The organism is Lentzea sp. NPDC051838, assembly GCF_040681245.1.
GTDB lineage: Bacteria > Actinomycetota > Actinomycetes > Mycobacteriales > Pseudonocardiaceae > Lentzea.
In genome coordinates, this window is record NZ_JBFAYI010000040.1 from 184 (window position 1) to 19,196 (window position 19,013).

A 19,013-nucleotide genomic window follows, 5' to 3' on the forward strand; every position below is an offset into this window, starting at 1 on the left:
CCAACGCACCCACCAACGCACCCACCAACGCACCCACCAACGCACCCACCAACGCACCCACCAACGCACCCACCAACGCACCCACCAACGCACCCACCAACGCACCCAGAAACGCAACCGGCAGCCGCCCAAAGCAACAGGCGTGCCATCAACCCGCGTATGGCGCTGGTGGGTCTTTGATCAGATTGGCGGGCAAGGGCAGAGCCCTCGCTTGAAACAGCACCCGCCCCACCCAAGGCGACCACCCACCAAACCCGCGATCGCAACCGCCGGGCACCCACGGAACCCGCCCACCCCACGGACACAAAACCGCCAGCCGCCAACACAAACCGGGGGACGACCTACGGAACCGGCGCGTGCCGCCAACGGCGGCCTCCAAGACCCACCCAACCCAAGACAAACCGGACAGCGCACACCACCCCTGACCAGCAAAAACCCAACCCAGCCAGAAATCTCAAGAAAATCCCAAGTTTCAGCGCAACGAACCCAACCTTCGTACGTCTATGTGGGTGTCGCAAGCAGCACAGCCGCGGGACGTTCGGGGCGATCCGCAGCAAGACGAGCAGCCTGCAGACACAAGGGGAGCGAAGGGAAGGCGGGGGCCTGACTTCGCGGCGAGTGCGGCCGGACCGAACGGGAGAGCGGTCCGGCCGTACGACAAGTTCCAAACATCAGCTTCAGGATCAGGCTTCAAGGCCCGGCCACAAGGCTGCCCAACTCAAGGCCCAGCCCAAGGCTCCGGTAGACGCTCAAGGTCCACCCCAAAGGCCAGCCCAAGGCCCAGCTAGGTGCTCCAGGTCCACCTCGAAAGGCCCAGCTCAAAGCCCCGGTAGACGCTCGATGTCCACCTCAAGGGCCGAGTTCAAGGCCCAGGTAGCTGCTCCGAGGCCCAGCTCAAGAGGCAAGCTCAAGCGGCCTAGCTCACGGCCCCAACTCACGGCCCCAGCGAGACGCTCACCCCCGGGCAGGCCCAAGTTCAAGCCATCCACGAGCCCAACCAGACCGCGACCCTCAAAAATTGTCAGACCCACGGAGCATCATCAACCGCGTGTGGACCAAATCCCCCGCGGGAGCGCTCTCAATGGATCACGTACTGGCCAACGTGCTGCACGAACGTGTGTTCGCAATCCTCAACCAGCTGGAATCCCCGGAGACCACCAGACTCACCACGGCCTGGCGCACCCTGCTGACCCTCCACGAGCCAACGGACTCCGGCGCCTGCAAAGCCTGCGGCCCGCGCTGGCGAAAACACATGTGCTCGGTCTGGCGAGTGGCGTCGGCCTACTTCGTCCGCCAAGACGCATGCCCACCATGACCCAAGCCCGCGATAGCCCGGACACGGACCTCGCGCAACAGGATCCGGCTCAACTCCGCCTCGAATCCGCCTCAAGCCGAGTAACGACTCGCGGAATACGAGCGACAGGAGCGCTGTTGGAGGCTTATGAGGCCCCTGGGGCCCCTGAACCGCTCACCCGCACCCCAGCGGGTGGGTCAACTCAATTCAGCCCGCGAGAAAGCTACTGAGCCGTAGTTCAGCACCGAGCGAACCGGCAGCGAATCAGCAGCAGATCAGACGGTCACACCGCGAGCGTTGAGCCACGTGAGCGGGTTGATCTTCTGGCCGCCGGGGTTCCACACCTCGAAGTGCAGGTGAGGGCCGGTGGAGAAGCCACGGTTGCCCATCCGCGCGATCTGCTGGCCTGCCTTGACCGCCTGGCCTTCGCGGACGCTGTAGGTGTCGACGTGGCCGTAGACGGTGATGGTGCCGTCCTCGTGCTGCACGCGGACCCAGAGGCCGAAGCCGGACGCGGGGCCTGCCTCGATCACGACGCCGTCGGCGGCGGAGAGGATCGGGGTGCCGATCGGGCCTGCGATGTCGATGCCGAGGTGCATGGTGCCCCAGCGGCCGCCGTAGCCCGAGGTGAAGTCGCCGGCGGCGGGGCGGACGAACTTCGGGCGCTTCTTCTCGGCCTCTACGGCCTCGCGCTCGGTGGTGAGCTGCTGGCTGCGCAGGAGCTTGGCTGCCTCGGCGGAACCCTCGGACGTGGTCTTGGAGACCGCGAGGATCTGCGGGGCGGGGGCGGTGTCGCCACCCTGGCCGGTGAACGCGGCGGAACCGTCGGTGTGGTTCGCGAGCTGGACGTCCTTGGCGTCGTCCGCGGCGGCCTGCAGGGTCTGGCCTGCGCCTGCTGCGGCGAATGCGCCTACTGCGACGGCGGCGACGACGATGCGTCCGCGGAGCGCGGACGGCGGCGGGGGGAGCCGGTGGGAGCTGACGGTGCGCGTGGAGGCGCGGTCGACTGCCTCGTCAAGCGCAGCACTGCGTTCATGGCCGCCGGGGGAGCGGTGGTGACTCAAAGCATGCCTTTCCGCCTTCGGGGAGCCTGATCGGTGGACTGCCGGGCGGGGGATTCCCGGTGAGTCAGATTTCGGGGTTCTGACTCGGTGTCCTTCTGTGATCAGACCGTGACAACGGACCGGGGGACAGTAACGGCGGGGAGCCTCGGAGGGCAAACCCCAGTTCGTTATGTCGTCTGAACGGGCGGCGACCAGGAGCTTTCAACTGTCAACTGTGACCGTCGGTCACTCCGGACGGGCGACACGCCTCACCGCCAGCGGCGATGGGGTGAGTCAGAGAGTCATCCGATCGGGTGATGGCGGTCACAACTACGTGAAGAGTCCTCGTGTCAACCGGCAAAGAAAGGTGACCTGAATCACGTATCTGGTGTTCCTCGACGAGTAACGACGAGTGCTCCAGTCGGGCGTTGCGCTGGGGCACGATGATCTGGTCCATCTCCGACCAGACCACGACGAACCGCGTGCGGCACGGGCGGCAGGGCTCGGCGAGTTCGGACAACAGCTCCGAACCGGGGCGCAGCTGCCGCGTCAGCGAGGTCGGCATCAGATAGGCGAGCAACGTGCCGTTGTGCGGCGTTCCGAGTGTTACGAGTGTGCGAACGCGTGAGTCGCCGTGCAGCCGTTGTACGTAATACCTGGCGATGAGCCCGCCGAGCGAATGGCCGACCACATGCACCTGATCCGCGCCGGTCTGCTCGCAGATCCGCTCGATGTGCGCGCCGAGCAGGGCGGCCGAGCGGCGGACGTCACCGGTCAACGCCGTCAGCACGCTGTAGTTGATGGCGTGCACCACCCCGAAGCCCCGCCTTCGCAGCGCCCCCGACAGCACCGCGAAGGCGGAGCGGTTGTCCCCGATGCCGTGCACCAACACGATCGGGGTGCCCACCGCGTCCAGCGCCGAAACCATCAGCCCGCGCTGGCGTGGCCCCAGCCCGTCGGTTCGGTAGTGCCGGAACTGGGCCTCCGGGCGAAGCTGCTCGGTGATCGCGCCCCATGGGTAGAGCACCGTGTGGGCCGTCAACCAGGCCGCTTCCCGCACGACTCCGCGCATCCCGCCGGGCGTGGCCATGGCGCGCAACGCGACCTTTACTTCTTCCGCGACGTCGCGCGCTGTGTGCACTCCCCAGTCGGCACGGTCGAGAACGGCGTCAGTCAGACGCGTCATCCACGACCGGCCGGTGTCGCTCATATGAGCGACGGTAAGTGATGGAGTCACCGACTAGGAGTACCCGCCGGATCTTTTCCACATGCGAACGAATTTCGTCTCAGTACGTCAACACAAGGGAACAACGGTGTTGCTAGGTTCGCCCGCGATGACTCGAACCGAGCTCGAGAACCAGACCCCTGCCGCCGCACGCCTGCGCACCTCCTGGGCCCTCGCCGCGGCGGGTGGTGTCCTCGCCGCTGTCGGCCCGCTGCTCGGCGTGGTCGACGGCGCGGAACCCGCCTTCACGTCGTGGCCGCTGCTCGCCCTGCTCGCGCTGGTGCCGCCGGCCGTGGCGGGTGTGCTGCTGTTCCGCGGCAGGCCTTTCGTGGCCGCGGGGCTGATCGCCGCGATCGGGGTCTTCGGCGTAGGACGCCTGCTGAGCGACCTCCAGGTCGTGTTCGCGCCGATGTCGGTGGCCCGCCCGGAGCTGTTCCGACCGGCCACGCTGGTCGCGGTCACGCCGTCGATCGGGCTGTGGGTGCTGATCGCCGGGCACGCGCTGGTGATCGCCGGTGGCGTGCTCGCGTCCGGCCGGGCCGGCATGCCCGCGGACGAGTCGGAGCCTCCTGGCCTCGTCGCGATCCACGTGATCATCGCCTTCTGGGTGACGGTCGGGCTGCTCGGTCAGCCGTTCACCTCGTCCGACCCGTTCCAGCTCGACCGCGGCCCCTGGGACCTGCCGGCGCTCGGACTGACCGGTGGCCTGCTGGTCGCACTGGCCGCGCCGCTCGCCACCGCTCTCGCCGCCAGCTCGCCCGACCCGGACACCCGCGAGGGCGGTATGTACGGCGTGACGCTCGCCGTGCTGGCCGTCGTGCTGCCGTCGCTCGTGGCCGGAGCGACCGTGCCCGGTCTCGGGCTGACTCCCGGCCCGTTCATCGCGCTGACCGCCGCGCTGCTGCTGCCCGCGGTGCCGCTGCTCGCCCGGCTCTGGCGGCTGGTGCGCGGCAAGCGCGACGAGACGCACGACCTCGCGTTGCCGACGGAACGGCGCATGCACGTCACGGCCGGTGTCTTCGCGATCCTCGCCGCTCTCGCCATGATCGGTGGTGCGATCGCGCCGCAGCTCGTCCTGACGACGGGCGACACCGCGCCGGAGCTGGCCTCCGCGAACCTGCTCTGGCCGGGCGCGCTCGCGTTCGGCGCGCTGGGCCTCGCCCTGTTCGTCCCCTCCATCGCGAGCACGGTTCGTCCCGCCCTGTTCTTCGGCTATCTCGCGATGCAGCTGGCCGCGGCGGGTGCGACGCAGCCGGTGCTGGCCGCCAGCCAGGCCGGCATCGCGCAGCCCGGCGCCGGCTTCTGGATCATGATCCTCGTCGCGCCGTTCGGCATCCTCGCCCTCATCTGCGCTGGTCTCGCGGGTGCCGGCGAGCGGGAGAACCTGGTGTCCGCCGCGCCTGCCAGGAAGCAGCAGGTGCCGATGCCCGAGATCGGCGCGGTGCTGCTGGGCGGGCTCTTCGCGATCGGCGCGTTCGCGTTGCCGAACGTGCTCGGCGACAACTACAAGGCGCCGACGCTGGTGCCGGACAACAACCCGGTGGTCTCGGCGGCGCTGCTCTCCTCTCTCGCCCTGTTGATCATCGGCCTCGTCATCGCGTTCCGGTCGAGGCCTGCTCGCGGTGCCGCGGTGTTCGCGGGCGCGGCGTTGCTTGTCGGCGTGCGGGCACTGGAGCTGCCGCTGACCGGAGCAGGAGTCGTGCGCGCGACCGCGGGTCCCGGCACGTGGCTCGCAATGGCGTCGGTGGCGGCGTTCGTGGTCGCGGCGGGGTTGACGGGAGCTCGCGCGACCCGCTGAAACGTGGCGAAGAACTCGTGTTTCCTTATATCGCGCGCGCACGCGTGATCGACCTCACCGCAGTTGAGACCGACCTCACCGAAGGTGGCGTGCGAGCAGTACGCGCAGCTCGATAGTGTCTGGGCCCAGCCGCGTCAAGTGGGTTCGCTTGGCCCCTTGAGGACCACCCAGGCGCGGTGTTCCGACACCGACGTCGCAGGAGACCCGAGTGGACCTGTACGAGTACCAGGCGAAGGACCTCTTCGCCGCCCACGGCGTCCCGGTACTGCCGGGCGATGTGGCCACCAACCCCGCCGACGCCAAGGCCATCGCCGCGAAGTTCGGCCAGGCCGTCGTCGTCAAGGCCCAGGTCAAGACCGGCGGCCGCGGCAAGGCCGGTGGTGTGAAGCTCGCTTCCACCCCCGAGGAGACCGAGGAGAAGGCGACCGCCATCCTCGGCCTGGACATCAAGGGGCACATCGTTCACCGCGTGCTGGTGACGCCTGCCTCGGACATCGCGGAGGAGTACTACTTCTCCTTCCTCCTCGACCGTGCGAACCGCACCTTCCTCGCCATGGCGAGCGTTGAGGGCGGCATGGACATCGAGGAGGTCGCGGCCACCAAGCCCGAGGCCCTCGCGAAGATCCACATCGACGCCATCAAGGGTGTCGACGTCGCCAAGGCCACGGAGATCGCCGACGCGGCGAACTTCCCGGCCGAGGTCAAGGACCAGGTCGTCGACACCATCGTGAAGCTCTGGGAGACCTTCGTCTCCGAGGACGCCACGCTGGTCGAGGTGAACCCGCTGGTCCGCGACCCGCAGGGCAAGATCGTCGCCCTCGACGGCAAGGTCACGCTGGACGAGAACGCCGACTTCCGCCACCCGGCCCACGCCGAGCTGGTCGACAAGGCTGCCGAGAACCCTCTCGAGGCGAAGGCCAAGGAGAAGGGCCTCAACTACGTCAAGCTCGACGGCGAGGTCGGCATCATCGGCAACGGCGCCGGTCTCGTGATGTCCACTCTGGACGTCGTGGCGTACGCCGGTGAGCAGTACGGCGTGAAGCCCGCGAACTTCCTCGACATCGGCGGCGGCGCGTCCGCCGAGGTCATGGCGAACGGCCTGGACGTCATCCTCGGCGACGAGGCCGTCCGTTCGGTGTTCGTCAACGTCTTCGGTGGCATCACCGCGTGCGACGCCGTGGCCAACGGCATCGTGAAGGCGCTGGAGATCCTCGGCGACTCGGCCACCAAGCCGCTCGTCGTCCGCCTCGACGGCAACAACGTGGAGGAGGGCCGCGCGATTCTCGCCGAGGCCAACCACCCGCTGGTGACCGTTGTCGACACGATGGACAACGCGGCCGCCAAGGCCGCCGAGCTCGCGGCTGCGGGGGTCTGACCGAAATGGCTATCTTCCTCAACGAGAACAGCAAGGTCATCGTCCAGGGGATGACCGGTGCCGAGGGCACCAAGCACACCAAGCGCATGCTCGCGTCCGGCACGAACATCGTCGGTGGCGTGAACCCGCGCAAGGCCGGCGAGAAGGTCGACTTCGACGGCACCGTGCTCCCGGTCTTCGGCACCGTCAAGGAGGCCATGGAGGCCACCGGCGCGAACGTGACCGTGATCTTCGTGCCGCCGGCCTTCTCCAAGGCCGCGGTCGTCGAGGCGATCGACGCGGAGATCGGCCTGGCCGTCGTCATCACCGAGGGCATCCCGGTGCACGACACCGCCTACTTCTGGGCGCACGCCGTCGCGACCGGCAACAAGACCCGCATCATCGGCCCGAACTGCCCCGGCATCATCAGCCCCGGCAAGTCGAACGCCGGCATCATCCCGGCGAACATCGCGGGCAGCGGCAAGATCGGTCTGGTGTCGAAGTCCGGCACCCTGACCTACCAGATGATGCACGAGCTGAAGGACTTCGGCTTCTCCACCGCGATCGGCATCGGTGGCGACCCGATCATCGGCACGACGCACATCGACGCCCTCGAGGCCTTCCAGGCCGACGACGAGACCGTCGCGATCGTGATGATCGGTGAGATCGGTGGCGACGCCGAGGAGCGTGCGGCCGCGTACATCAAGGAGAACGTGACCAAGCCGGTCGTCGGCTACGTCGCGGGCTTCACCGCTCCCGAGGGCAAGACCATGGGCCACGCCGGCGCCATCGTCTCCGGCTCGGCGGGCACCGCGCAGGCGAAGAAGGAGGCCCTCGAGGCCGCCGGCGTCAAGGTCGGCAAGACGCCGTCCGAGACCGCCGCTCTGATGCGCGAGATCATGAGCGCTCTCTGAGCACTTTGAGCACCACCAAGGGCCGGATTCCGAGTACTTTCGGAGTCCGGCCCTCGCTCGTCTGGCGGAACCGGCATGATCCGGTCATCGTCTGAGCATGTGCGTCAAGTAGCGTTTTGAAGCATCACTCGGTTGGAGGAGACCTGACATGTCCGTGCCTTACGGCGCACACCAACAGCAGCCGCCGGGTCCGGCACAGCACCAGGCACCGCCGCCGGCCCACGGGGCTCCCGGCACCAACAACATCAACCTGGGCCTGATCCTGCCGCTGGTCGGCGCCGGCCTCGGCCTCGTCGCCTACCTCGTCGCCTTCGCGGACGACGTGAGCAGCGGCAACGTCGTCTACCTGCTCGCCGCGGGTGCGCTCGCGGGCCTGTCGATCCTGCCGAGCATCCCGAAGGGCTTCGTGCCGGTCGCCGCGGTGCTGGCGGCCGTGCAGACGCTGCTGCAGCTGCAGGTGATCATCAAGTCGCCGTCGGTGCAGGGTCTCGACATCGTCCTGCTCATCGTCGCGCTGCTCGAGACCGCGGCGATCGTGCTCGCCTTCCTGCTCGCCGAGGGCATCGTGAAGTTCGAGCCGAAGCCGGCGAACCCGTACGCGGGTCAGCAGGGTCAGCCCGGTGGCTGGAACCCGCAGTCCGGCGCGTTCCCGCAGCAAGGTCAGCACCCGCAGCACGGTGCGCCCCAGCAGCAGGCACAGCCGCAGCAGCCGTCGTTCGGCCAGCAGCAGTTCGGTCAGCAGCCGCAGCAGCCCGCGCAGCCGGGTCAGCCGCCGCAGCAGACGAGCTTCATGCCGCAGCCCGGCCAGTTCGGTGCTCCGGGCACGCCGCCCGGCGGCTTCGGCGGACCGCAGCAGTAAGCAGTCCTTCAGGGCGTCTGCAAGTACTGCCAACTCGCAGTTGGTGGTACTTGCAGACGCCTTTTCGCATGACCGGCGTGCCTCACCCGAACGGCTCAGCTCGCCTGACACAGTGGAGAAGTGCCCGTGCTGCAACGCGATGTGACTCGCGAGGTGAACATCGTGCGCCCGCCGGAGTTCTCGCGCTCCGAACGCATGCGCGTGCTCGTCGCGGCCGCGATCGGGTCGGTGGTCGTCGGGTACGCGGCGGTGGCCGCGCTGCTCGCGCTGATCTCCGCGACGGCCACGTACGCCGCTTTCTCCACGGCCGGTGTGCTCAGCGCCGCGGCACCCGCGTGGCTCGCCGCGCACCACGTGCCGTTGCGCTTCGACGCGGGTCAGCTCGGCGTGCTGCCGCTGCTGCCCACCGCGTTGCTGATGCTGCTCGTCGCCCGTACCGCCGCCAGTGCCGCCGACCGGCTCGGGCTCTACGAACCACTCCAGGCTCGTGGTGTCGTGCTGAGCATCGCCGGTGCTCACGCGGTCGTCGGCGGCACGATCGCGCTGATCATGGGTGACGGCGTCGTGCGCGCCACACCCGCGGTGGCGTTCTTCGGCTGTGCGGCCGTGTCCGGTCTGGCCGCGACTCTCGGCGTCGCGCGCCGCTGCGGTCTGGTCGAGATCGTCTTCGACAAGCTGGATCCGGTGGCGCTGCACGGTCTGCGCGCCGGGTTCATGGCACTGTTCGCGCTGATCAGCGCGGGTGCGTTGGCGGTGGGGGCCGGGCTCGCGATCTCGTGGCCCAGGACCAGCGAGCTCTTCGCGGGAGCGGGTCCGTCGGTCGGCGTGGGCCTCGGCGTGTTCCTGCTGTGCCTCGGCTATCTCCCGAACGCGATCATCGCCGGCCTCTCGTACGTCGCGGGTGCCGGGTTCTCGATGGGCGCGGTCGAGATCACGCCCCTGCGGTTCGTCCCCGGCCCGGTGCCGTCGGTGCCGCTGCTGGCGGCGATGCCGGAAGAAGCGGTCGTGTGGAGCCCGGCCGTGCTCGCCGGGGCGGCGCTGATCGGCGGGTTCGTCGGCTGGACCTGCCGCAAGGTGTCGGACCGGCCGTCGTCGCGGTTCCGCGCGGTGCTCGTCGCCGCGATCACCGCCGCTGTCGGCTGCCTGGTGCTCGCCGCGACCGCCGGTGGACGGCTGGCGTCCGGCGCGTTCGACCCGGTGACGGTGCCCGCCGGTCTGCTCGCCCTGATGGTGGCGCTGTGGGTGCTGGTGCCGGGTGTGCTGGTCGCGTGGCTCGCCGGTTCGAAGGCCAAGCCCGCGGTGGTGGCCGACGACGCCGAGTTCGTCGAGTCGGACTTCGACGAGGAAGAAGCCGTCGACGAAGACGTCGTGTTCGAGGACGACGAGCTCACGGACCAGTTCGAACAGCTCGAAGTGGTGGACGAGGACGAGTTCGAGGTCGACGAGGACCTCGAGGACGACGACTACTACGACGAAGACGAGTACGACGAAGAAGAGTTCGAAGAGGACGTCGTCGACGAAGAAGAAGACGACGAAGAGCCGGAAGACGTTGAGGAAGAAGAGGAAGACCTCGACGCGGAGTTCGACGAGATGCTGGGCATGGAGCCCGAGGAGGACCTGGACGGCAAGCCGGAACGGTGACGGCCTAAACTGCCCCTGAGCTGCTACAACACGCCACGCCCAGGAGTAGACGCTGAGCACCGAACTTCGGCTTCCGACACCGGCGCGCGTCGTCGTACTCGTCTCCGGTTCCGGAACCCTCATGCAGGCCTTGCTGGACGCCACCGACCTCCCGATCGAGGTGGTCGCGGTCGGCGCCGACCGGGAGAACATCGAGGGTCTCAAGCGCGCCGAACGTGCCGGGGTGCCGCACTTCGCCGTGAAGCTGCGCGACCACGCGGACCGCACCGCCTGGGACGCCGCGCTGACCGAGGCGGTGGCTTCCTACGAGCCCGACCTCGTGGTGTCCGCCGGTTTCATGAAGATCATCGGCGAGCAGTTCCTCGCGCGCTTCGGCGGCCGCATGATCAACACTCATCCCGCTCTGCTGCCCGCGTTCCCCGGCGCCCACGGCGTGCGGGACGCGCTGGCGTACGGCGTGCACGTCACCGGATCGACCGTGCACCTGGTCGACGCGGGCGTGGACACCGGGCCGATCCTCGCGCAGGAGGCCGTTGTCGTCGAACCCGACGACACCGAGGAGACCCTGCACGAACGCATCAAGGTCGTCGAACGCCGGCTGCTCGTCGAGACGGTCGGCAGGCTGGCCCGTGAGGGCTGCACCGTGAACGGACGAAAGGTGAGCATCCCGTGAGCACTCCTGCCGAGAGGCGACCGGTTCGCCGGGCCCTGATCGGGGTTTCCGACAAGGCCGGCCTGCTGGAACTGGCCACCGGCCTGCACGCGGCCGGAGTCGAGATCGTGTCCACCGGCGGCACCGCGAAGGTGCTGGCCGACGCCGGCGTCCCGGTGACGCCGGTCGAGCAGGTCACCGGGTTCCCCGAGTGCCTCGACGGCCGCGTGAAGACGCTGCACCCGCGCGTGCACGCCGGGCTTCTGGCTGACCTGCGCAAGGAGTCGCACGTCCAGCAGCTGCGCGAGATGGACATCGCGCCGTTCGACCTGCTGGTCGTGAACCTGTACCCGTTCACGCAGACCGTCGCGTCGGGTGCTTCCGCGGACGACTGCGTCGAGCAGATCGACATCGGTGGCCCGGCGATGGTCCGCGCGTCGGCGAAGAACCACGCGAACGTCGCCGTCGTCGTCGACCCGGCGCGCTACGAGTGGGTCCTTTCGAACGTTCGTGACGGTGGCTTCACCCTGGCCGACCGCCAGCACCTGGCCGCGGATGCCTTCCGCCACACCGCTTCCTACGACGTCGCGGTGGCGTCGTGGATGGGCAACGTGCTGGCGCCCGACGACGAGGGCAGCGGCTTCCCGGGCTGGGTCGGCGCGACCTGGAACCGGTCGAACGTGCTGCGCTACGGCGAGAACCCGCACCAGAGCGCCGCGATCTACACGCAGGGCGACGGCCGTTCCGGTCTGGCGTCGGCGAAGCAGTTGCACGGCAAGGAGATGTCGTACAACAACTACCTCGACGGCGACGCCGCCTGGCGTGCCGCGTGGGACCACGAGCTGCCGTGCGTCGCGATCATCAAGCACGCCAACCCGTGCGGCATCGCGGTGTCCGAGGTGAGCATCGCGGACGCGCACCGCAAGGCGCACGAGTGCGACCCGGTCAGCGCGTTCGGCGGCATCATCGCGGCCAACCGCGAGGTCACGGTGGAGATGGCCGAGTTCGTCTCGGAGATCTTCACCGAGGTCATCATCGCTCCGTCCTATGCGGACGGTGCGGTGGAGGTGTTGCAGCGCAAGAAGAACGTGCGCATCCTCGTGGCGGAGGCACCTGCTCGCGGTGGTGCGGAGATGCGTCCGGTGTCCGGTGGCCTGTTGCTGCAGCAGCGCGACGCGATCGACGCTTCGGGTGACTCGCCGGCCAACTGGACGCTGGCGTGCGGCAAGCCCGCGGACGAGAAGACGCTGGCGGACCTCGAGTTCGCGTGGCGCTCCATCCGCGCCGTGAAGTCGAACGCGATCCTGCTGGCGGACGACGGCGCGACCGTCGGCGTCGGCATGGGCCAGGTCAACCGGGTCGACTCGTCGCACCTCGCGGTGAAGCGCGCGGGCGAGCGCGCCAAGGGTGCCGTGGCGGCGTCCGACGCGTTCTTCCCGTTCCCGGACGGCCTCGAGGTGCTGCTGGAGGCCGGTGTCCGCGCGGTCGTGCAGCCGGGTGGCTCGGTGCGCGACCCCGAGGTCATCGCCAAGGCCGAGGAGCACGGCGTGACCCTTTACCTCACCGGCACCCGCCACTTCGCGCACTAGCTCGATGAAGGGAACCTTCATCCACCTCACGTGGATGAAGGTTCCCTTCATCGTTTTCAGAGCTTGGTGACCATCTCTTCGACGATGGTCCGTGCGGCGGCCTCGAACTCCGGGACGTCCGGTTGCACGTTGGTGAACAGGCCCGCGTCCCAGCCGGAGTAGTCGATCTCGACGATGGTGTCGCCCTTGCGCACGATGATCCAGATGTCCGTGTACGCCGAGTCGCCCAGCACCAGCACCGCCGCGGCCTGGTCGCCGAGCCCGTCGAGCTTCTTCTGCTGAGGCACGCCCCTGGTGGACATGTGCTGCGACACCGACCGGTCGAAGTCGACCTCCGCCTGCTCCAGCCCGCTGGTGACGTAGACGTCGGTGCTGCGGTGGCCGGTGCCGTCGACGCCCTTGGTCTGGTTCCAGGCGCAGATCGTGCGCGTGCCGGTGGACAGCTTCGACTCGGACGAGCCGACGCTGTTCGGGTTCGTCGTGCGCGCCTCGGCCAGCGCGGCCTCGGAGATGTTGCCGCACAGCGAGGGCAGTTTGTCAGCGCGCTTGGGCGAGCCGCTGTCCTCGTGGACGTCGAGGTACAGCACGAGCGCGGTGATGCCGCCGCCGAGCAGCAGCACGACGGCGGCGATGATCCCCACGATCATCGGTGCCTTGCTCTTCTTGGGTGGCTGAGGCGGGCCCCAGCCCGGTTGCGGCGGGTAGCCCTGCTGGGGCGGGTAGCCCTGCTGCGGCCAGCCCTGCGGTGGCGGCGGCTGCTGCTGATGCCAGCCGTGCGGTGGTGGTTGGTTCACGGTTTCCCCAGTTCCCAATGGCGCTGAGGGCACCGTAGATGACCTTCCGGAGTCGTGTGGCGGTGTCCCCCAAAAGGGTGACGCCTTGGCATTGACACAAGGGTGTGTCCGCGCGCTACGATCATCCCGTTCGTTCGAACAGGAGTTCGAATAAGCAAGTCGCCGAACTTCCCGCGGCGGCCGTGCACAGGGGTGCGCACGGTCCGAGACGGGAGGTGGGTGGAGTGTCCAGGTCGGCAACGGCGTCGCTGTCCGAGCTCGGGGTGAACCCGGCCAGCGAGCTGACCAGCACCACCACCGACCACACCACGGGGCGGGTCTTGCCGGTTCGCGGGGAACTGGCGGGCCTGCTGCCGTGGGGCGGCTTGCGGCGAGGCAGCACGGTGTCGGTGGGCGGATCGACATCGCTGCTGCTCGCCCTGCTCGCGGGCGCGACCGCGGACGGCTGCTGGGCCGCCGTGGTCGGCCTGCCGCAGGTGGGCGTGCTGGCCGCGGCCGAGCTCGGGGTCTCGGTGCAGCGGCTGGCACTCGTCCCGCGTCCCGGATCCGACCCCGGCCCTGTCATCGCGGCCCTGCTGGACGGCATCGACCTCGTCGCTGTCGCCTGCCCACTTCCTCCTTCACTCGCTCGCCGGCTGACGGCCCGTGCCCGTCAACGTCGTGCCGTCCTGATCGCTTTCGGTTCCTGGCCCTCGGCGGACGTGGAGCTGACCGCGGAGTCGGTGCGCTGGAACTCGCTCGACGACGGCGCGGAGACGTTGCGGCGTCAGGAGATCAGCGTGCGCAGCGGTGGGCGCGGCTCGGCGGGCAAACCGAAGCACGTGCTGCTCACGTTCGGCGCGGAAGAGATCGAGCTCCCGCTGGTGGCCGGTACCGCGGCCGAGTCCGACGAGCCGGCTGATGCCGGTCCGGACGAGGTCGACGAGCTGGCTTCCAGGCGGGCTACAACCCGGGGTCGTCCTGCGTGAAGGACACCCGCCTCCTCGCGATCTGGTGCCCGGACTGGCCCGTGGTCGCGGCCTGCACCGCCACCGGCACCGGCCAGCACCTGCCGGTGGCGGTCCTCGACGGCAACGAGATCGTCTCCACCTCGGCCGTCGCGCGGGCCGAGGGCATCCGCAGAGCCATGCGCAAACGCATGGCCGAGGCGATGTGCCCCGAGCTCGTCACGTTCGAGCACGACCCGCAGCGCGACGCGAAGTTCTTCGAGCCGGTCGCCGAGGCCGTCGAGGAGCTCGCGCCCGGTATCGAGGTCGTGCATCCGGGACTGGTCGCCGTGCCTGCCCAGGGCCCGGTCAACTACTTCTCCTCCGCCGAGCAGGCCGCCGAACGCATCGTCGACCACATTGCCCAGCAGACCGGCACCGAAGCCCAGGTGGGCGTGGCGGACAGCCTTTTCGCGGCAACGATTGCCGCGCACCGCAACGTGATCGTCCCGCCGAGTCAGACCGCCGAGTTCCTGCGACCGCTGGGCGTGCACGAGCTCGACGCGCCGGAACTGGTCGACCTGCTCAGAAGACTCGGGCTGAAGACGCTGGGCTCCTTCGCGGACATCCCGGAGAACGCGGTGGCGTCGAGGTTCGGCGGCCCGGCCACGCGCCAGCACCGCCTGGCCCGCGGCCTGCCCGAACGTCCGCTCGACAAGCGCAAACCCGCGCCCGAACTGGCCGTCACGGAGACCTTCGACGACCCGGTCGAGCGCATCGACGCGGCCGCGTTCGCCGCGAAGATCCTCTCCGAACGCCTCCACGAGAACCTGAGCGCCAGGAGCCTCGCCTGCACCAGGCTCGGCATCCACGCCCGCACCGAGAACGACGAGGAGCTGCACCGGGTGTGGCGGGCCGCGGAACCGTTGACACCACGGGGAATCGCGGACCGCGTGCGCTGGCAGCTCGACGGCTGGCTCACCCGCGAGCGCCTCACGTCCGGCATCAGGACGCTCACCCTCGAACCGGTCGAGGTCGTCGACGGCACGGCGTTGCAGCTCGGTTTGTGGGGCCACGACGACGAACGCGCGGTGCGCGCCCTGCTGCACGTCCAGGGTCTGCTCGGCCCTGACGGCGTGCTCACCCCGGTGCTCGACGGCGGCCGCGGCCCGAAGGAGCAGGTCAGGCTCGTGCCGTGGGGAGACGAACGCGCCCCGGCGCACAACCCGGACCACCCGTGGCCGGGCCGCCTGACCAGAGCACCCGCGACTCTCGCCGACGACCTGGCCGACCTGAAGGACGCGGACGGCAACGAAGTTGGTGTGACCGGTCGCCTCGAACTCACCGCACAGCCGAAAAGCCTTGCCGTCAGAGGAAGAACGCAGGAGGTGACCGCGTGGGCCGGTCCGTGGCCGGTCGACGAGCGGTGGTGGGCACCGGATCCGCACCGGGCGGCGCGCATCCAGGTGCAGACGCAGGACCAGGCGTTCCTGCTGATCCGCAGGGACCAGAGGTGGTTTCTGGAAGGGGTGTACGACTGATGTACGACGAGTACTGGGATCTGCTGGAGACCCTGATCCCGTTGCCGCGCAAGGCACCCGATGGGCTGGAATAACCCGCCGGTCCGCTGGAGGGAGCTCGAACGCGCTCTGTCCGGCAAACCCGTCGAGCAGAAACCCGACGGCGGCGACGGTCCCGGCTTCTCACGCCACCGCGACCGGTACACCGCGCCGCCGGGTTTCGAGCTGCGCGTGGACGATCTCGCGGTCACCCGCAAGCGCGTCCCGTACGCGGAGCTGCACTGCCACAGCAACTTCAGCTGGCTCGACGGGGCGAGCCACCCCGAGGAGATCGTCGAGGAGGCGCAACGGCTCAAGCTCGACGCCATCGCGATCACCGACCACGACGGCATGTACGGCGTGGTCCGGTTCGCCGAGGCCGCGAAGGAGCTCGGCATGCACACGGTGTTCGGCGCCGAGCTGAGCATCGGGCTGTCGAAACCCGCCAACGGTGAACCGGATCCCGAGGGTGATCACCTGCTTCTTCTTGCCCGCCAACAGGAGGGCTACCACCGGTTGTGCCGCACGCTCACCACCGGCCATCTCCAGGACGACGCGGAGAAGGGCAAACCCGTCTACGACATCGACAAGATCGTCGCGGACACCAAGGGCGAGGTCGTGGTGCTGACGGGCTGCCGCAAGGGAACCGTCCGCAGAGCTTTGACCAGGGAGGGCCCGGAGGCGGCGTACCGGGAGATCGTCCGGCTCACCGACCTGTTCGGCACCGGACGCGTCCACGTCGAGCTGACCGACCACGGCCTGCCGGAGGACAGCAAGCGCAACGACCTGCTCTTCGCGATGGCGCAGGACCTCAAACTTCCCGTCGTGGCAACGAACGCCGTGCACTACGCCACTCCGAGCCGAGGCAGGCTGGCAGCCGCGATGGCCGCGGTGCGCGCCCGCAGCAGCCTCGACGACATGGCCGGTTGGCTGCCGCCGTCACCCGCCGCGTTCCTGCGCAGCGGCGAGGAGATGTTCCACCGGTTCCGGCGTTATCCCGGTGCCGTGCACAACGCCGCGTTGCTCGGCATGCAGCTGGCGTTCGACCTCAGGCTCGTCGCGCCGCGGCTGCCGCCGTTCGACGTGCCGCACGACCACACCGAGAGCAGCTGGCTGCGCAAGCTCACCTACGAGGGTGCGCGAAGCAGGTACGGCGACGACAACGAGAAGGCGTTCCTGCAGATCGAGCACGAGCTGAAGATCATCGAACAGCTCGGCTTCCCGGGATATTTCCTGGTGGTGCACGACATCGTGAAGTTCTGCAAGGACAACGACATCCTCTGCCAGGGCCGGGGCAGTGCCGCGAACTCCGCGGTGTGCTTCGCGCTCGGCATCACCAACGTCGACGCGGTCAGCTACGACCTGCTCTTCGAACGGTTCCTCGCCCCCGCCCGCGACGGTCCTCCCGACATCGACGTCGACATCGAGTCCGACCGGCGCGAGGAGGTAATCCAGCACGTCTACACCAAGTACGGCCGCCGGCACGCCGCGCAGGTCGCGAACGTCATCACCTATCGCGCGCGGTCCGCCGTGCGCGACATGGCTCGCGCGCTCGGCCACTCGCCGGGCCAGCAGGACGCGTGGAGCAAGCAGATAGACCGGTGGGGTCCGCTGACGACCACGACGGACGACTGCGACATCCCGCGTGACGTGCTGGAGCTGTCCGCGCAGCTGGAGAACTTCCCGCGGCACCTGGGCATCCACTCGGGCGGCATGGTGATCTGCCACCGGCCGGTCAGCGAGGTGTGCCCGGTCGAGAAGGCGCGCATGGACAAGCGCACGGTTCTCCAGTGGGACAAGGACGACTGCGCCTCGATCGGACTGGTGAAGTTCGACCTGCTCGGTCTCGGCATGCTCTCGGCCCTGCACTACGCGATCGACCTGGTCCGCGAGCACGAGGGCGTCGAGGTCGACATGGGCAAGGTGCCGCTGGACGACCATCGCGTCTACGAGATGTTGCAGAAAGCCGATTCCGTCGGGGTTTTCCAGGTGGAGAGCCGCGCGCAGATGGCGACGTTGCCACGCCTGAAGCCGCGGAAGTTCTACGACCTCGTCGTCGAGGTGGCGCTGATCAGACCCGGGCCGATCCAGGGCGGCTCGGTGCACCCGTACATCCGGCGCCGCAACGAGGTCGAGAAGTGGGACTACGACCACCCGTTGCTGGAGAACGCACTGCACAAGACCTACGGCGTGCCGTTGTTCCAGGAACAGCTGATGCAGATCGCCGTCGACGTGGCCGGCTTCACCGCCGCCGAGGCCGACGAGCTGCGCAGGGCGATGGGCGCCAAACGTTCGACGGCGCGCATGGAACGCCTGCGCGACCGCTTCTACGAGGGCTGCGCTGCGAACGACATCGACGAGGAGCTGGCCGGTCGCATCTACGCGAAGCTGCTGGCGTTCGCGAACTTCGGCTTCCCCGAGTCGCACGCTCTGTCGTTCGCGCACCTGGTGTTCGTGAGCGCGTGGTTCAAGCTCTACTACCCGGCGGCGTTCTGCGCGGCCCTGCTCCGCGCCCAGCCGATGGGGTTCTACTCGCCGCAGTCGCTGGTGATCGACGCCCGCCGTCACGGCGTCACCGTGCACGGTCCGTGCGTGAACCTGTCGCTGCCGTGGGCGGGGCTGGAGATGCACGAGGGAGCGAACGCCGTGCGCATCGGCCTGACCGCGGTGCGCGGCATCGGAGACTCGGATGCCGAGCGGATCGTTGCGGCACAGCCGTTCCGCGACATGGAGGACTTCGGCTCGCGCGTGCAGCTGACCACGGCTCAGGTGGAGGCGCTCGCCACGGCCGGTGCGTTCTCGTGCTTCGGGTTGGAGCGCCGTGAAGCGTTGTGGGCAGCGGGTGCGGTGGCCGCGATCCGGCCCGACCGCCTGCCCGGTACCACGGTCGGGGTGGACGCGCCGTCGTTGCCCGGCATGGACGACGTCGAGCTGGCGGTGGCGGACGTCTGGGCCACGGGCCTGTCGCCGGACAGCTTCCCGACCCAGTTCGTCCGGTCGCAGCTGGACGCGATGGGTGCGCTGACCGCTGCCCAACTGTCCTCTGTGGAGCGTGGCACGAGGGTGCTCATCGGTGGTGCGGTGACCCATCGGCAACGGCCGGCGACCGCGGGCGGTGTCACGTTCCTCAACATCGAGGACGAGACGGGCATGGTGAACGTCGTGTGCTCGCCGGGGTTGTGGGCGCGGTACCGGCGGGTGGCGCGCAGCAGCGGGGCGATGCTCGTGCGAGGCGTGGTCGAGTCGGCGGAGGGCGTGGTCAGCCTGATGGCGGACCGGTTGCAGCACCTCGACCTGCGCATCCCGTCGAGGTCGCGCGACTTCCGCTGACCTGGGGCCAGCACCAGGGGAGAGCCGGTGGTCAT

14 protein-coding genes are annotated in these 19,013 nt (G+C 69.0%); 10 read left to right on the forward strand and 4 right to left on the reverse strand.

Annotated features, from left to right (window positions below; genetic code table 11):
- From AB0M24_RS42975 to AB0M24_RS42985, 3 genes are all read right to left on the reverse strand, one after another.
- On the reverse strand, positions 1-100 hold a 100-nt coding region (locus AB0M24_RS42975; RefSeq protein WP_363780198.1), incomplete at its 3' end, for a YMGG-like glycine zipper-containing protein.
- A gap of 1,469 nt (positions 101-1,569) precedes the next feature.
- Positions 1,570-2,358: a M23 family metallopeptidase gene (locus tag AB0M24_RS42980; RefSeq protein ID WP_363780077.1), complete on the reverse strand. Its 789-nt coding sequence runs from the start codon at positions 2,356-2,358 to the stop codon at positions 1,570-1,572.
- A gap of 208 nt (positions 2,359-2,566) precedes the next feature.
- Positions 2,567-3,547 carry an alpha/beta fold hydrolase gene (locus tag AB0M24_RS42985; RefSeq protein ID WP_363780079.1) on the reverse strand — a complete coding sequence of 327 codons (981 nt, stop codon included), beginning with the start codon at positions 3,545-3,547 and terminating at the stop codon, positions 2,567-2,569.
- Positions 3,548-3,671: 124 nt separating this feature from the next.
- Here AB0M24_RS42985 and AB0M24_RS42990 point away from each other — a divergent pair, with 124 nt between their 5' ends.
- From AB0M24_RS42990 to purH, 7 genes are all read left to right on the forward strand, one after another.
- A complete protein-coding gene (locus tag AB0M24_RS42990) occupies positions 3,672-5,360 on the forward strand; it encodes a hypothetical protein (protein ID WP_363780081.1) in 1,689 nt (562 codons plus the stop codon).
- A 208-nt stretch (positions 5,361-5,568) separates the two neighbouring features.
- Positions 5,569-6,735 (forward strand): ADP-forming succinate--CoA ligase subunit beta, encoded by a 1,167-nt coding sequence (gene sucC, locus AB0M24_RS42995; RefSeq protein ID WP_189154469.1) that lies wholly within the window; start codon positions 5,569-5,571, stop codon positions 6,733-6,735.
- A 5-nt stretch (positions 6,736-6,740) separates the two neighbouring features.
- The gene (gene sucD, locus AB0M24_RS43000) at positions 6,741-7,628 is read left to right on the forward strand and encodes a succinate--CoA ligase subunit alpha (RefSeq protein WP_363780084.1); all 888 of its coding nucleotides are present in this window, start codon (positions 6,741-6,743) and stop codon (positions 7,626-7,628) included.
- Positions 7,629-7,776: 148 nt separating this feature from the next.
- Positions 7,777-8,487: a DUF5336 domain-containing protein gene (locus tag AB0M24_RS43005; protein WP_363780086.1), complete on the forward strand. Its 711-nt coding sequence runs from the start codon at positions 7,777-7,779 to the stop codon at positions 8,485-8,487.
- A gap of 120 nt (positions 8,488-8,607) precedes the next feature.
- Complete coding sequence (locus AB0M24_RS43010) at positions 8,608-10,128, forward strand: DUF6350 family protein (protein ID WP_363780088.1); 1,521 nt, start codon at positions 8,608-8,610, stop codon at positions 10,126-10,128.
- A gap of 52 nt (positions 10,129-10,180) precedes the next feature.
- Complete coding sequence (purN, locus tag AB0M24_RS43015) at positions 10,181-10,801, forward strand: phosphoribosylglycinamide formyltransferase (RefSeq protein ID WP_363780200.1); 621 nt, start codon at positions 10,181-10,183, stop codon at positions 10,799-10,801.
- Positions 10,798-12,369 carry a bifunctional phosphoribosylaminoimidazolecarboxamide formyltransferase/IMP cyclohydrolase gene (gene purH / locus AB0M24_RS43020; RefSeq protein WP_363780091.1) on the forward strand — a complete coding sequence of 524 codons (1,572 nt, stop codon included), beginning with the start codon at positions 10,798-10,800 and terminating at the stop codon, positions 12,367-12,369. Before purN ends, purH begins: the two co-directional genes overlap by 4 nt.
- A gap of 56 nt (positions 12,370-12,425) precedes the next feature.
- Here the strand turns inward: purH and AB0M24_RS43025 are convergent, their stop codons facing one another.
- The gene (locus AB0M24_RS43025; protein WP_363780093.1) at positions 12,426-13,163 is read right to left on the reverse strand and encodes a hypothetical protein; all 738 of its coding nucleotides are present in this window, start codon (positions 13,161-13,163) and stop codon (positions 12,426-12,428) included.
- 224 nt (positions 13,164-13,387) lie between these two features.
- Between AB0M24_RS43025 and AB0M24_RS43030 the strand changes: the two genes are divergently transcribed.
- From AB0M24_RS43030 to AB0M24_RS43040, 3 genes are read left to right on the forward strand one after another with little or no spacing between them, the layout of a single operon-like run.
- A complete protein-coding gene (locus AB0M24_RS43030) occupies positions 13,388-14,131 on the forward strand; it encodes a hypothetical protein (RefSeq protein ID WP_363780095.1) in 744 nt (247 codons plus the stop codon).
- On the forward strand, positions 14,128-15,630 hold the full coding sequence (locus AB0M24_RS43035; RefSeq protein WP_363780097.1) for a DNA polymerase Y family protein: 1,503 nt from the start codon (positions 14,128-14,130) through the stop codon (positions 15,628-15,630). The genes AB0M24_RS43030 and AB0M24_RS43035 overlap by 4 nt, the downstream gene beginning before the upstream one ends.
- A 60-nt stretch (positions 15,631-15,690) precedes the next feature.
- On the forward strand, positions 15,691-18,978 hold the full coding sequence (locus tag AB0M24_RS43040) for an error-prone DNA polymerase (RefSeq protein ID WP_363780099.1): 3,288 nt from the start codon (positions 15,691-15,693) through the stop codon (positions 18,976-18,978).
- The last annotated feature ends 35 nt before the right edge of the window (positions 18,979-19,013 follow it).